This window comes from Pseudoalteromonas piratica, assembly GCF_000788395.1.
Classification (GTDB): domain Bacteria; phylum Pseudomonadota; class Gammaproteobacteria; order Enterobacterales; family Alteromonadaceae; genus Pseudoalteromonas; species Pseudoalteromonas piratica.
The window spans coordinates 491025-506871 of the sequence record NZ_CP009888.1 but is presented as its reverse complement, the minus strand read 5'-3'; the positions used below and the strand labels follow the sequence as shown (position 1 = coordinate 506871).

At 40.7% G+C, this 15847-nt stretch carries 12 protein-coding genes; 7 read left to right on the top strand and 5 right to left on the bottom strand.

The features are described from left to right. Positions 1-106: 106 nt before the first annotated feature. The 3 genes from OM33_RS02200 (at position 107) to ssb (ending at position 2995) form a co-directional block, all read left to right on the top strand. Entirely contained in the window at positions 107-853 is a 747-nt protein-coding gene (locus OM33_RS02200; protein ID WP_052140868.1) for a substrate-binding periplasmic protein, read from the top strand. A 62-nt stretch (positions 854-915) separates the two neighbouring features. Then, positions 916-2304: an MFS transporter gene (locus OM33_RS02195; protein WP_038638176.1), complete on the top strand. Its 1389-nt coding sequence runs from the start codon at positions 916-918 to the stop codon at positions 2302-2304. A 16-nt stretch (positions 2305-2320) separates the two neighbouring features. Next, the gene (ssb, locus tag OM33_RS02190) at positions 2321-2995 is read left to right on the top strand and encodes a single-stranded DNA-binding protein (protein WP_038638172.1); all 675 of its coding nucleotides are present in this window, start codon (positions 2321-2323) and stop codon (positions 2993-2995) included. A gap of 66 nt (positions 2996-3061) precedes the next feature. Here the strand turns inward: ssb and OM33_RS02185 are convergent, their stop codons facing one another. Both OM33_RS02185 and OM33_RS02180 read right to left on the bottom strand, forming a co-directional pair. Beyond that, positions 3062-3622, bottom strand: coding sequence for a hypothetical protein (locus OM33_RS02185; RefSeq protein WP_038638168.1), 561 nt, complete (start codon positions 3620-3622; stop codon positions 3062-3064). Between the two features lie 104 nt (positions 3623-3726). Next, entirely contained in the window at positions 3727-4071 is a 345-nt protein-coding gene (locus OM33_RS02180) for a HopJ type III effector protein (RefSeq protein ID WP_038638166.1), read from the bottom strand. 141 nt (positions 4072-4212) lie between these two features. Here OM33_RS02180 and OM33_RS02175 point away from each other — a divergent pair, with 141 nt between their 5' ends. Then, positions 4213-4701 carry a DUF4442 domain-containing protein gene (locus tag OM33_RS02175; RefSeq protein WP_038638163.1) on the top strand — a complete coding sequence of 163 codons (489 nt, stop codon included), beginning with the start codon at positions 4213-4215 and terminating at the stop codon, positions 4699-4701. On the opposite strand, the gene OM33_RS21935 is transcribed toward OM33_RS02175, so the two are convergent. After that, a complete protein-coding gene (locus tag OM33_RS21935) occupies positions 4698-7004 on the bottom strand; it encodes a putative bifunctional diguanylate cyclase/phosphodiesterase (protein ID WP_052140867.1) in 2307 nt (768 codons plus the stop codon). The genes OM33_RS02175 and OM33_RS21935 overlap by 4 nt on opposite strands. Before the next feature lie 146 nt (positions 7005-7150). After that, positions 7151-8035, bottom strand: coding sequence for a DMT family transporter (locus tag OM33_RS02165; RefSeq protein WP_038638159.1), 885 nt, complete (start codon positions 8033-8035; stop codon positions 7151-7153). A 340-nt stretch (positions 8036-8375) separates the two neighbouring features. Between OM33_RS02165 and OM33_RS02160 the strand changes: the two genes are divergently transcribed. From OM33_RS02160 to OM33_RS02150, 3 genes are all read left to right on the top strand, one after another. Next, entirely contained in the window at positions 8376-8642 is a 267-nt protein-coding gene (locus OM33_RS02160; protein WP_038638155.1) for a hypothetical protein, read from the top strand. A 68-nt stretch (positions 8643-8710) separates the two neighbouring features. After that, positions 8711-9940 (top strand): efflux RND transporter periplasmic adaptor subunit, encoded by a 1230-nt coding sequence (locus tag OM33_RS02155; protein ID WP_038638152.1) that lies wholly within the window; start codon positions 8711-8713, stop codon positions 9938-9940. A gap of 9 nt (positions 9941-9949) precedes the next feature. After that, positions 9950-13060 (top strand): efflux RND transporter permease subunit, encoded by a 3111-nt coding sequence (locus OM33_RS02150; protein WP_038638150.1) that lies wholly within the window; start codon positions 9950-9952, stop codon positions 13058-13060. Between the two features lie 54 nt (positions 13061-13114). On the opposite strand, the gene OM33_RS02145 is transcribed toward OM33_RS02150, so the two are convergent. Beyond that, the gene (locus tag OM33_RS02145) at positions 13115-15838 is read right to left on the bottom strand and encodes a choice-of-anchor B family protein (RefSeq protein WP_081990992.1); all 2724 of its coding nucleotides are present in this window, start codon (positions 15836-15838) and stop codon (positions 13115-13117) included. Positions 15839-15847: the final 9 nt, after the last annotated feature.

The following is a 15847-nucleotide window of genomic DNA, read 5'->3' as shown; positions in this document are numbered from 1 at the left end:
TTTAGTATTGCATTATATTGTATAAATATACAGCCTTATATGAACTGTATTTCTTTCGATATGTAACTAAACTTAGTTAAGCTAAAGTTCTGTTTTTGGATCACCTTTGTTGTTTAGAAAAACTGTTTTAATCGTTTCTTTGTTTTTTTCACAGGTTACTTTTGGTTGTGAAATTACTATACGCTACGAGCGATATGGTGTTGAAAATCAGGCCGGTGAACCTGCAAGGTGGCATGGACTTGATGTTGATTTTGCCAAGGCACTTCTCGCAAATACTGATTGCAGCTATCGCTTTGTTGAGCTGCCATGGGCAAGAGCATTAGGTGGATTAAAGGCAGGTTTAATTGATTTAATGCTAAGCGTTTCAAAAACAGCAGAACGCGAAAAGTACTTTTATTTTATTGGTCCGCAAAGGCAAGAAACCATTGTTTTGGCCATGAATCGAGAGAATGCTTTTACAATTAATTCGCTAGAGGATTTATTATCACTGCCAGCCCCTGTGGCGGTTCATCGCGGCGCGTATTATGGCGAAACGTTTGAAAAGTTGCTGCAATCTAACCCTGAACATTTTATTACTGTAGTAGACAATAAAACCAAGCTTGATCTGCTAGCGCATAAAAAGATAAGCGGATTTTTGGAAGAAAAGGGCAACTTAATTTATCAAAAAACATTTAACCCAAGCTTTTCTCATATCTATATTGATGATTTTGTAATTAATAGCACAGATGTATATTATGCATTTAGTAAACGCTCACTAAATCAAGCACAGTTAGAGCAATTTGAACGCATTTTTCGCAGTAGTGAATATCAAACAAAGCAACATAAAATTTTAGCCAAATACGGGTTAGAATAACCAACTCAGTTTGTGGTAAACTTGCCGCCTTAATTTTCAAATAACTATTTGCTAAACCGTTAATGTCAGCTTCTTCTTTAAATGCCCTTGAAAAACGCACGGCTGTCTCGCTTGCCAGTGTATTTGCATTTCGCATGCTTGGTTTGTTTATGCTCATGCCCGTTTTGGCAATTTATGGCACTGAGTTAGAAGGCTTTTCACCTTTATGGATTGGTATTGCAATTGGTGCTTATGGCTTAACGCAAGCACTATTACAAATTCCAATGGGCTGGTTATCTGATAAATTTGGCCGCAAACGCGTGATAGTCGCTGGCTTAATTATGTTCGCGATTGGCTCAGTGATTGCGGCAATGGCTGAGTCTATTTATACCGTTACTTTGGGCCGTGCATTACAGGGCATGGGCGCGATTGCTGCTGCAGTACTGGCTCTCGCCGCTGATTTAAGCCGAGACGAACAACGTCCTAAAGTTATGGCAGTAATAGGCATGTGTATTGGTTTAAGCTTTGCTGCAGCTATGTTATTAGGCCCAATGATCGCCGCTTCTTTTGGTGTAAGTGGTATATTCTGGCTAACTGCCATACTTGCTGTTATTGGTATTTTTATTGTTTTGACCATAGTTCCAACAGCCGTAAATCGAGCGCCAAAAGGTGATACATCGGCCTCCCTCAATGACATTAAAAACTTAATTAAACATCCCCAATTAGTGCGTTTAAATATCGGTGTAATGCTACTCCATTTAACACTCACAGCGGTATTTGTGGCCTTACCTGCAGAGCTCATTAAAGATGGCTTAGCAGCAGAAATGCACTGGCAGCTCTATATACCAGTGCTATTGTTGGCATTTGTATTTATGGTGCCTATGATGATCATTGCCATTAAAAAGCAAAAAGAGAAAATGGCTTTTTTAGCGTCAATTGCCCTAATTGTTGCCAGTTTAATGAGTCTCAGTTTGTTTGGCTCAAGTGCAGTCATAATTGGTATTTGCATGTTACTCTATTTTATTGCATTCAACTTTTTAGAAGCCACTATGCCTGCATTGGTTGCGCGCATTTCTCCTGCAGGTCAAAAAGGGTCTGCAATGGGGGCGTTTAGTTCTACGCAGTTTTTAGGCGCCTTTTTAGGCGGAATAATCGGTGGTTATTTTGCACAAGTGAGCGATGCCCAGACAGTATTTGCCGCGGCAACCTTGGTTGGGGTAATATGGTTTGCTATAGCGTGGGGAATGGAAGTACCACCGAAAAGTAAGTTGATAAGCTTACTCACTGAATTACAAGGTGATAAAGATAATTTTGACCCTGAAAAAGCAGCCGAAAAGCTAGCAAATGAGCTTGCAGACTTACCGGGTGTGTTAGAAACAACAGTAGTACTTGAAGAAAATCGTACTTACTTAAAAGTAAAAGAATCAGAATTCGATTTGCAGCAAGCAAAACTTGTTGCAGGAATAGTTTAATTAAAGGAGACAGACCATGGCTCGTGGTATTAACAAAGTGATCCTAGTTGGTAATTTAGGCCAGGATCCAGAAGTGAGATATATGCCAAACGGTAACGCAGTAGCAAATATCACACTTGCAACGTCTGACAGTTATAAAGATAAAAACACGGGTCAGTTAGTCGATAAAACCGAATGGCACCGAGTGGTGTTTTTTGGCAAGTTAGCTGAAGTAGTGGGTGAGTATTGTCGTAAAGGCTCGCAAATTTACGTTGAAGGTAAATTGCAAACACGTAAATGGCAAGATCAGCAAGGTCAAGATAAGTACACAACTGAAATAGTTGTGGATGGCTTTACAGGTCAAATGCAAATGCTAGGTGGCCGTGGCGAAAATGCCGGTGGCAATGCAGGCGGTGGTTTCCAACAACAAAACCAGCAGCAATCAGGTTTTGCTCCTCAGCAATCACAAGGTTTTAACCAAGGTGGTCAACAGCAACAGGGTGGCTTTAACCAGCAACCTGCACAGCAGCAGTCAGCGCCGGCGCAACAATCAGGCGGTTTTGCACCACAGCAAGGTGGTCAGCAACAATCTGGTGGTTTTGCGCCACAGCAACAATCAGGTGGTTTTGCTCCTAAGCAAAATGCACCGCAAGGCGGCGCATCAAACCCAATGGAACCACCAATTGATTTTGATGATGACATTCCGTTCTGATCAATAAGATTAGTTAATAAAAAAACCAGCAGCATGCTGGTTTTTTTATATCTTTTGCAATGGGAGTTAGTTGAAAATTCGCTCAAACCAGCTCTTTTTAGTCGATGGATTAATTTGATCTAATACGTCATTCAGATCATTGACTGTTAATTCAACTAGCTCTGAAATGCTTGAGCTATCAGAAGCCATAAAACCAGAAGTTTCATGATGAGTTGCAGTGATAACTGATTTATTTTCTAATGCGATAAGTTTGCTATAAAGCGAAGTAGTTGGATAACCAGTAAATTGGTTTTTGATTCTTGAGGTTTTAATTTGACCAAATAAAACACCATCTACCTTAAGCTCCTTGGCAAGTTCAAACATCACTTTCTGAGGAAATTCGTTATATTCTTTTGTTAAGTTACGTTTATCTAACTCAAGCCTAATGTGATCAGGTGTATAAACGATAACTTTATCGCTTATAGCAAACAACCTATCTAATTCCATTTCAACAGCGTCAGCTTGCTTGCCTTCAAAAGGTGCGATAGCAATAGCTTGCCAATTAGCATTGATATATCTGTTATTGATTGGCGTTTGTGAACACGCTGAAGTTAATAGAATGAAGGTAATTAATAGTAGCTTTTTCATGTTTATCCATATCATGAGTAAGAAATAATTTTGATACTAACAAATTACTTCAAACCGCACCAAGCGAAATAAAAGCTTTGTTCATTTGATTCACAATCAAAAGCTTAGCAAGTAATTAATGCAAGACTACCGAAATTTATACCCGCCCAACCTGTTTTTATAAAGTTGCGAATATTTTGGTGATCGTCACCTGTGGGGTGTTGCAATACATCAATGCGGTAGTAATCGCCGAAGCAATGAAGGGTTTGTTCTTCGCTTAAGTTATTGAGCTTTGCAAAGCTGAAAATTTTACAGCTGCCCGCATTTTCACCTGCGTTATTGGTGAGCTTTCCATTAGTAAATGTTTGTGGTGTATAGCTGTAGTGGTTTTCAATTACAGCCATTACTTGTTGAAACGTAACGTTTTCAGGGGATGTATTTAATTGATCAAGTAGAGTTTTCAGCGCCATAATACTTAACGTAAATTGTAAAAGTCACACTATGCAGCTTATTGTAATCTGAGTTAAATATTTTTTAGCTATTTGATATTTTGCTGTTTTGAGTTGCTTGAGTTACTCTTGGTGGTCTAACCAGTTTAGTGTGAGAGAACAATGGCTAATAAATTAAGCAAACTTGTTAGTAAAGTTTACAAGTTACCAAAATCAACCCATGAGTTTTTACTAACGAAACTTTTCACCAGTCAGGTGAAATTTGCAGCTACTGCAAAATTAAAAGTGAATCAAATCAGCAATCAAGAAGTTGTGGTTACACTGGCAAATAAAAAGCGTGTGCAAAATCATATTGGTGGGATTCATGCTGTGGGTGCAGCTTTGGCTGCAGAGTCTGCATCAGGCATTGTTTTCGGTATGAATGTACCTGATAGTCACTTGCCTTTATTAAAGTCAATGACGCTTGAATATAACAAACGAATGCAAGGTGATATTAAGGCAACAGCGTCTTTAAGTGAACAAGCAATAGCGGCAATTAAGAGTCAAGACAAAGGTGATGTTGTCGTGCCTGTAGTATTAACAGACGAAAGCGGTGAGAGCCCAATCAACTGTGAAATGCGTTGGGCATGGGTAGCTAAAAAACGTCGTTAATGCATTTGATTTGATAAATAGCTTTTTAATGCATCAATGTTCAGAGGCTTAGCATATAAATAACCTTGTTCAATATCAATTCCCAGTGATTGAACAATGCTGTGCTGAGCCGCAATTTCAACACCTTCTGCAACGGTTAATATATTGAGGCATTTAGCAATGGCTGCGATTTGATGCAACAACGCGGCATCTTGCTCTTTTTCGTGAATATGTGTAATAAAACTGCGGTCTATTTTTAACTCATGAATAGGGTAATCGCGGATTTGAGATAGAGATGAGTACCCTGTGCCAAAGTCGTCCAATGAAATAAGAAAACCGTAGGCTAATAACTCTTCAAATAGTCCTTGCACTGCAGTTTTATCCTCGATAAAAATTGACTCAGTCACTTCTAAAATGATGCATTTAGGTGAAATCTGATAATGCTCAACGTGGCGCTTTAAAATATCAAATAAAGGCGTATACATCAGTTGATAAGCCGACACATTTATCGATAGGCTTATTTCCGTATGTTTCAAATGCTGCACATAATCATATAACGCTTGTTTTATAACAAACTCCCCAATACTAGCAATCAGTCCAGTTTCTTCGGCGATTGGGATAAAACTATCGGGTGGCACCATGCCTAGCTTTTTACTTTGCCATCGTATCAGTACTTCAACCCCTTTGACGGTCCCTTCTTTGTTAGCTATTTGAGGTTGATAAGTTAGGTAAAATTCTTCTCGAACAATGGCATGCTTTAACTCGGTTTCGATATCAACACGGCTGTGCAGTTGTTCTGCTAACCCTTTGTCAAAAAAGCAGTAACGATTTCTCAGCTTTTTTGCTTCAAACATGGCAATTTCAGCATAAATCTCAGCGGTTTGCGGCTCAACATGTTGATCTGCATGGTAGATACCTATGCTTGCAGTAATCGATAGTTGTAAGTTTTCAAAAGTCATAGGTTGTTGAATTGCATCAAGAATATTGCGAGCTAATGCACTACTTGTGTCACGCACATTTGATTGTAGCACAACAAAAAATTCATCCCCTCCGGTGCGCACTGGCAGGGCGATAGAGTTACAGCAATCGGACAGACGTTTAGCAACAATTTGCAGTGTTTTATCACCTATATGACGACCAAATCGGTCATTAATATACTTAAAATTATCCAAATCAACGCACATTAAGGTGTAATGATTTTGATTATGTACTTGCTCATGCACTAAGGTGTTGTCGAAGAAATAGCGATTAGCTAATTGAGTGAGTTTGTCAAAATTTGCTTGCTGATGCAGCTTGTTTTTATATCTCAAATCAAGACGGTATAAATGGCGTGTTATCAGGAAGCTGATAATAATTGCGATCATGCAACAAGCGCTGACCCATGCGGCAAACTGGCTTACCTCGGTATAAATTGCTTTTAACGGTAATCTTACAGCAACAAAGATATTAAATGCAGAGTTATAAGAGATGCCTACACGGACATTTGGAATGCCTTTAGTACGGTTGGTATAAATTGTAATGCCGTCATCTTGTTGGTAAAGATCAACGGTTCGCCCAGTAATTCGTTTTACGCTTTTATTAACATAGTCAACAAATGCTGTCGGCATTTGACGACTGTAAGGCTTCGGTTTTTTACCATGTAATGACTTGGGCGAAGTATGGTAGATACTCCAGTATTGATGCCTAACAGCTGTTTTTTGTGTGATTAAAATCTCCATATTGGGCTCTAATAGATCGTAACGCCAAGGGTTATGTTGAGAATTTAAGTCAACTTCAACAGTCATTAATATCGGGTGCTCACTGCTATCAATTTGCGTCAAATAACTGATTGGCATTCGAAGCGTGCCGTCATCCGCGACAAAATAAGGCACACTAATAAATAGTTGGTTGGTTCGCAGTTGTTGCTTTATACCAAGCTCATTTATCGTGGTAACGTTACGCTTTGACTGTGATGAGTTAAGTATTGGAGTTAATTCATGCTGTGTATTTAGATGGTAAAATTGCACAGTGAGATAGTCGGGAAAATTGTTAAAGGTAACGTGCTGAATGTTTGCTAAATCGTTGGCACTGAAGTTTTTTGGTAGGGTGGATAGCATTTGTTCCGCCATACTAAAAACAACAAGATGTTGCTCTAATTGAGTGACGGCAGACGACATAATGAATTCTGAATGGGCTTTAATCTTTTCATCTACTTTTGCCATATGATTTTGGAAGTGCATCACAATAAGTGATGTCGCAAAGACAAAAAGAAGTGCAACAATAATAATGAATAAGCGGCCCAAGAAAGAGCGATAAAAGTGCTTTACCTCAGATAAGTCGTACATAAATACTAACAAACATTCCGTTGTTCAACTCCCGTGTTAAATAGATGAAAGTAACGCAGTATAACAATATATAAAGTGTAAACTCTGTTTCAAATCAATTTAGCGCAAGGCAAAAATAAAATAGCCTACTACCATTTATAAAATAGTTATTTAGACTTTATTAATTTTTGAATAGCCAAGCCACAAATAATGAATCCCAAACCAATTATTGTTGCCGGGTGAATCGCTTCACCCAAAAAAGTAAAGATAAATATAAGTGATAAAAAGGGCGATATAAATATTAAGTTGCTTACACTCGCAGTGTTTTCAGCTTTTTTCATTGCCATTAACCACAACACAAACGTAATTCCCATTTCAAATAACCCGACATAAGCGGCGGCCAACCAGGCTTTAACTGTTGGTATTTGCCATGCATTTTGCCAACTAAGAACGAGGGCAATAAATGGTAAGCCGATAGAAAAACAGATAAATAAGCTAATTACTGGCTTATCCGTATTCTTAGTACTAAAAATCCAATATAGCGCCCAAAGAAGCGTGGATAATAGCGCAAGACCAACTCCCAGCGGGCTTTCAAAGTTTAATTCGGTAAATTGACCCTTTGTGCTAATAATCAGTACACCTAAATAAGCAAACATTAGTGCGGCAATGTCGGTTTTTCGAAGGCGTTGTCCGAGCATTGGCACAGCTAGCAGGCTTAACGCAATTGCCCAAGTATAATTTAGTGCTTGGGCTTGTTGTGCGGGTAGCAGGTCGTATGCTTTAAACAGAATTAAGTAATATAAAAATGGGTTGAGCACACCGAGCTTTAAGTACAGTAAGGGTTTGCTCAAAAAAGCTGTTTTTACGTATTGGTAATCACCATTCACGAGCAAAAAAATTGCCAAAAACAACCAGCTAAATGCAGAGGCATAAAATACTAGCTGCAATGGTGTTAGCTGCATTAATGCGAGTTTAAATGCAGTGGCAACAGTCGACCATAAAAAAACTGCTGACAAGGCATATAAAATAGCGTGTTTTTGGTTCTTTAGCATTTGTGAAGCGAATTAGGAGTTAAAGGGAGTAAAGTATCTGTATATTTTATAACATGCTGAATGCAAAGTTGGTTAAATATGCCGATCTATATCGTTATTAATATGTTAAAAAGGCATTTTAATATTTTAGTTGATGCCACGCCATCACCTTTGCTACTTATAAGCCTTTCTTTTGCTTGCAACTACACACTTTATTGAAAGAAAGGTGTGCTGGCTCTCAAGGCTAGCTAAGTTTTATACAATCACGTATACTTTTTACGTTATGCGAATTTTATATTTAATGCTTATTTTCAGTATTTTTCTAAATCCACTTGCGGCGAACAGTATGCAAGGGGAGGAAATGTCGTGCGCTGAAATGCATCAAGTAGAAAAAAGCATGGAAAGTTCAAATCACAGTTGTTGTGATGACAGCCAAATGCAGCAAGAAATGGCCAAACACGATTGCGAAACCTGTAATGATTGCAGCGCAAAATGCCATACCACATGCTTTGTCTTTTCAGTATTAGCCTTCTCAGAGCCAATAGCAAAAGAGCTCGCGTATCTCACCATTGGGCTTTCAAACTACCCAACACCACTGCAAGTTAGCATTATACCACCAATAGCTTAATTCAATATTTTAAGCCGTATTTGCCAACGTCAAATACACCTTATTTATTTGAATTGAGAGTTATATCTATGAAAAATTTATTCATTATTTGCTTAGCGCTTTTTGCAAGCCTGAGTTTTGCAAATGTGTCATCACCTAACTTGGTAAATGAATTGACACAATCACCCGCTAAAAGCACCAAGTTTGTTTGTCCAATGCACAGCCATATTGTGAAAGATCACCCAGGCAAATGCCCCATTTGTGGTATGGACTTGGTGGAGCTTTCAGCACCTGAAAGTAGTGAAGAGGTTGCTATTTCAGTGTCAGGGCATACTCAGCAGAGCATGGCGTTAACTAAAGCACCCGTTGAGCGCTCTACTTTATGGCGTTTTATTGAGACCTTCGGCAAGGTTGAGTATGACGAAAATGGCCTAACCCATATTCACCCAAGAGCAACGGGCTGGGTTGAAAACCTACAAGTAAAAACGTTAGGTGCGCGCGTAAAAAAAGGTGAGTTACTTTATGAAATTTATGCGCCTGAGTTAATCGTTGCTCAAGACGATTATTTATCCCTGCTTAAAACAAATCCAACCAATAAAGGCCTGAAAGAGCGAGGCCGCACACGTTTACGTTTATTAGGTATGTCTGAAAAACTAATCGACCAAGTTGAGAAAAGTAAAGAGTCACTGTTTCGCGTGCCTTACTATGCACCACATGATGCGATAGTGTCTGAGCTTGGCATTCGTGAAGGTATGTATGTGCAGCCAGCAGTAAAGCTAATGACCTTGGCTGATCTTTCACAGGTGTGGGTGTTAGCCGATGTGTTTGAGCATCAAATTGATTGGGTGGAAAATGGTAAGTGGGTTGAGTTTGACCTACCTGCGATTGGTGTTTATGCCATTGAAGGTAAGATTGAATATATCTATCCAGCGCTTGATCCTAAAACGCGTACATTAAAGGTTAGGTTGTCTTTAAATAATGAAAACGGTTCATTTAAGCCAGATATGCTAGCAAATGTGCGCATTTATGGTGGCCCGAAAGAAGATGTGCTTAATATTCCGGTTGAAGCGCTTATTCGCACCGGCAAGCAGAATAGAGTAGTTGTAGAACAACACGATGGCACGTTTGTCTCGCGTGAAGTGATGGTGGGCATGATCACCCAAGGCCGCGCTGAAATTATGCAAGGGCTAGCACAAGGTGAACAAGTGGTAACTTCTGGCCAATTCTTAATAGATAGCGAATCGAACATTCGCTCAGCTATTTTGAAAATGAGTCAAGATGGCAAATCAGCCAAAGCAATGCAGTCGCATCAACATTAGGAGGCGATTATGTTGCAGTGGATTATTCAAACCAGTTTAAAGTACAAAGTATTGGTGCTGATATTAGCTGTCATGCTAGCAATATTGGGCGTTTACTCGGTAAAGCAAACACCGCTTGATGCCATTCCAGATTTATCGGATGTGCAGGTTATAGTTAAAACCAGCTTTCCGGGACAAGCTCCTGAAGTAGTTGAAGAGCAAGTAACGTATCCGTTATCAACCAGTTTAATGGCGGTACCAAAAGCAAAAACGGTGCGAGGTTTTAGCTTTTTTGGTGACTCTTACGTTTACATTATTTTTGAAGACGATACCGACTTGTATTGGGCACGTTCGCGCGTGTTGGAATACTTAAACCAAGTTACCGCTAATTTACCAAGTGATGCCAAACCAACCTTAGGGCCTGATGCGTCAGGGGTCGGTTGGGTTTATCAATATGCTTTAATTGACAAAACAGGTCAGCAAAACTTGGCGCAGCTACGTACTTTGCAAGACTGGTTTTTAAAATACGAATTGCAGTCAGTGGCAGGAGTAAGTGAAATTGCTACCGTTGGCGGCATGGTACAAAGCTATCAAGTAGTGGTAGAACCACTTAGGTTAATGCAGTATGGCATAACGCTTACACAAGTTAAGGCAGCGATAGAAAACGCTAACAGCGAGGTCGGTGGCTCGGTGCTTGAAATGGCCGAAGCCGAATACATGGTGCGCAGTCGCGGCTTTTTAACCGATTTAGCTGCATTTAAAGCCATTCCCTTAGGCATCATTAACGATGATGGAAGCCCGTTATTACTTGAACATGTTGCAACTATTCGTTTAGGCCCGCAGATGCGCCGAGGCATTGCTGAATTAAATGGTGAAGGTGAAGTAGTTGGTGGCATTGTGGTGATGCGCGATGGCGAAAATGCGCTAACAACCATTGCCAATGTAAAAGCGAAAATTGCCCAAATTACACCGAGCTTGCCTGAAGGCGTTGAGATTGTAACGGTTTACGATCGCTCAAACTTAATTGAACGTTCGGTTGAAAATTTACAGTCCAAACTGATTGAAGAAATGATCGTGGTTGCCTTGGTGTGCTTAGTATTTTTAATGCATGCACGCTCAACGCTAGTGGCTGTGATTTGTTTACCGTTAGCGGTATTAGCGGGCTTTATATTAATGCGCTTAATGGGCATTAATGCCAATATTATGAGCTTGGGTGGTATTGCGATTGCGATTGGCGCTTTAGTTGATGCTGCCATTGTGATGGTAGAAAACTGCCATAAACACCTAGAGCATTATCGCGCTGAAACGGGCGAAAACGCTAAGGGAAAAGCGCATTGGCAATTGGTAAGTAAAGCTGCTGTGGAAGTAGGGCCTGCGCTTTTCTTCTCGCTAATTTTAATTACGGTGAGCTTTATGCCGGTGTTTGCCCTTGAAGCACAAGAAGGCAAATTATTTAGCCCGCTTGCCTATACCAAAACCTTTGTGATGGCGGCTGCGGCACTATTAAGCGTGACGTTAGTGCCTGTGTTAATGGGGTATTTAGTACGTGGTAATATTCCAAATGAGCAAAATAATTATCTAACCCATGCGTTAGTAGCAATCTACCGCCCGATTTTAGACCTGTGCTTAAAAGTACCTAAATTTACGCTGTTGGTTGCTATTGTGATTGCGGCATCAAGTTATTACCCGCTTTCTAAATTAGGCAGTGAGTTTATGCCTGAGCTAGAAGAGGGAGACTTACTCTATATGCCAACCACGCTGCCGGGAGTTTCCATTGCGGAAGCGGGTGAAATACTACAACAAACCGACCGCTTAATTAAAACTCAGCCCGAGGTACTTAGCGTATTTGGTAAAGTAGGCCGCGCTGAAACGGCTACCGATCCTGCACCGCTCACCATGCTCGAAACCACCATTCAGTTAAAACCAAAGAGTGAGTGGCGCGAAGGAGTCACCCTTGAAACCATTATTGCTGAGTTGCAAGCAAGTGTTAATTTTCCGGGGCTTGCCAATGCCTGGGTGCAACCGATTAAAACCCGAATTGATATGTTATCAACAGGTGTTAAAACGCCTGTTGGCATTCAAATCTCAGGCGATGATTTAGCGCAAATTGAGCAAGTAGGTCGTGATGTGGAGCGCATTTTAGCGGATGTTCCAGGTACTTTATCTGCTTATGCTGAACGGGCGCAGTCAGGACGTTATATTGATATTTCGCCAAGACGCAAAGACGCAGCAAAATATGGTTTGAATATTGCGGACATCCAAACGTTAGTAAAATATGCATTAGGTGGTGCGAGTATTGGGCAGTCGGTGCAGGGCAAAGAGCGCTTTCCAATTAATTTGCGCTACCCACGCCGTTATCGTGATCAAATTGAAGAGCTAAAAACATTACCGTTTTTATCACCAACGGGTGCATGGGTCACGCTAGAGCAGGTTGCCGATATTGAAATCAAAGATGGCCCAGCGGTGATTAAAAGCGAAAATGGTCGTTTTATTGCGTGGACATTTGTCGATTTAGCTCCAGATGTGGTTATTGGTGATTACATAGCAGCTGCAAAAGCAGCACTGGATAGTAAGTTAGTGCTACCGGCTAAACACAGCATTCGTTTTTCTGGCCAGTACGAGTATATGGAACGAGTTACCAGTAAATTGGAATTACTTATCCCAATTACATTGGCGATTATTTTTATCATTCTTTACCTTGCCTTTAACTCATCATTACAAGCAACCTTAGTGATGTTAACGTTACCGATGGCATTGGCAGGTTCACTGTGGTTCGTTTATTTGCTGGATTATCAGTTATCCGTGGCCGTTGCGGTGGGTATGATTGCGCTTGCGGGTGTTGCGGCTGAATTTGGGGTGGTGATGCTGATTTACCTTAATCAGGCGTTAAAACAGCATAAGGATGTTTTAACTGCGGTAAAACAAGGCTCGGTTCAACGGGTTCGCCCAAAAGCGATGACGGTCCTGACTATCGTGATTGGCTTAACACCAATTATGTTAGGGAGTGGCACAGGCAGTGAAGTGATGCAAAAAATTGCAGCGCCGATGCTCGGCGGTATGGTGATAAGTCCGCTGGTGAGTATGCTGGTATTACCTTGTGCGTATTACTTGTTGTATCGCAATAAACGCACCCAAGCATAAAGCAAAAAAAGCGCCAAAAGGCGCTTTTTTCCAAAGATCATCAGGCCTAACTTTTTACCTTCTACGAATTGCTAACAGTGACATTAGTAGTAATAAGTAAATAGGTAAACTACCACTGGATGAGCTTGACTCTTCTGGTACCGGTGGGCCTACTGGAATAACTGGTGCAACAACGGTAATGATTAACTCATCACTGCTGCTCGCGCCATGTTCATCGGTTGCTGTAAATGAAATGACAGCAGTACCCGCTTCGCTGCTAGCTGAAACGCTGGGCGATAAGCTATCTGCATTAGTGATAATAATTGCAACACCCGAGACAACTTGCCACTGATAAGTGAGTTGCTCTGTGCGATCATCGCTCGCAGTTGCGGCATTTAATACTGTTGATGCATTTGTTGCCAACTCTATATCGTTACCGGCGTACACCTCAGGTGCGCTATTGCTATCGTCATCTGAAATGGTCACTTCAATCTGCTGGTTATTTAACAAGCTGTCATCGTTGTTTATGAGTTTTACAACAAAGCGCTCGTCATCTTCGATTGCTTGGTCATCAGTAATACTAAATACAATGGTTTTATTGCTCGAGTCACCATCATCCCAAGTAATTGTGCCATTTTCAAAAGTTACATCATCGCTAGTTGCTGTTAAATACTCAATTTGGTAATCAAAGGTTATTTGACCACGACTTCCACCTATGCGGCTTAATTCAAGGCTAGCATTACCTGCTGTTTCTGAGATGGTGCGGTTAGTTTCGATAAAACCTACTTTACCTTGGCTGGCAAGACCATTTATAGTGACTTTCATAATACGGTTGTCGCCAATTTCAAGGTTGCTCGATGCGTTATGAAGGCGGATATAAAAGTCTTTTAGTGATGTTTCACCGTTATCGCTTAGTGCCATGCCAATAACTTTTGGCGCAGTATCGTTTGCGTTCCATTTTAATATGTGACTGTTATTGCGCAGTAACATATCGCTATTTAGCTTTGCACTGCCATTGATAACTTCAAATTCAATGGTTGCCTCCTCACTTAGTGCTATTGGCTTGTCGATGGTGATACGAAGTTCATCACCGCGCTCCGCAATTAAATCGGTTTGTTCAAAAGCCGCGTTAGCTGCGCTACTACGAGAATTATCTTTAACAATATATAAGCCGCTATTAATATCGCTGATTAAAATATTGCCAGACGGTAAATAAGGGTATGTGCCCCAAGCACCGTTGAAAGATGGGTTATCTGACGATGGGAATGTATCAAAATAGCCTACTTCAACTGGGTTTGTTGGGTTGCTAATATCAAGAATAGTTAAACCACGCTCATAGTTTGACATGTAATAACGGTTGCCTTTAACAAAGCCATTATGATCTATGGTGCGGTTGTTACTGATCCACTTACCAACAATCGTAGGCTGGGTTAAATCAGCTAAATCGAGAATGCGTACTGTGGTATTTAAGCCTCCACGGTTTTCATCCCATTCATCATGCACATACACATAGCGTTTGTTTTCGTGCCACCATCCCGAATGAATATATTGGCTGCTACTATCAACATCGTCATAGCCTACTTGTCCTAAACGTTCAGTATTGGCTGTTTGAGTTGCATCCCAAATACGAATCTCATCTTCATTAAAATCAATAAATACATCACATACACCGTTATTCGCATTTACACAGTCGCGCGTTGCTCGGGTGTCATTAATTGTCATGCTGGTGGCATCATGGGTGTAATTAGCGCGCGATGATGAGCCAATATCAAACTGTTTACTCGGGTTACTTGGTGTTGATAAGTCGTAAGTGGTAAAAGAACCGCCGTACTTATTTGACCCCACTACTTGCATTTTTGCCGTTTGATCATTGAGTGGCAGATTTAAACTGTAATCGACCCCGTTAATATAGACATTGTGTGCACTATTCACTGAGAAGTTAGTGCCAGTCAGGGAGACGGATGTTGGAAGGTTATTTAAGTTAATAATCTGCACGCCTGTATTTGCTTCAGCTGTTATATAAGCGTACGCTTGGTAGGCGTTTAACGATTCATCGTAGTATTGCAGCACTTTAATATCACGCCATGTGGTATTAGCACCTGCGACACGTCCAACTAATGTTGGCTTAGTCGGATCTGCCAAATTGTATACGCGGATACCATCAGAAAATCCCATAATGGCGTATTCAATGCCACTATTTAAATCAACATGTCCCCAAATATCATTGCCTGAAGTAAAATTTGGTAATGGCACATGCGCCACTAAGTCAACATTGTTACATGCAAATGAGCCAGCGCGACCATTTTCACATACGGTACTGCTCTGTTGCTCGAACAACGCTTGATGACGTGCCAGCTTTTGTTTTAGTTGCTTAGAAATCGTTAAACTTTTGGTATCTGCAATCACGCTAAACCCTGCTTTTTGCAGTGTCTCATGCAGTGCCAGTGGCGCGCCTACAATTTGCGTTTTATTGCTATTAGGGTTTTGTACTTGAAAGTGGTCAAAGCGGTTAAAGCCACCTAATACAGGTACTAATTCGCTTTGCAGGTAAAAAAGTTCAGACTCATTATTCAGCTCGTATTGACCGCTGGCAACCAGCACTTTATCGCCTTTACTGGCTTGCGACACAGCATAAGCAATCGATTTACATGGCCTCACAGGGTTGTTGCAATTTCCTTTATCCATGCCATTAGTGGCAACAAAGCGTGCTTTGTCATGTTCAGTGTGTGCAAACGCACTGAGGCTGGCTATGCTACTTGCCAAAGCAAGTGTAAGCAGTGTAAATTTTTGCGAGATCATAATTCTGAT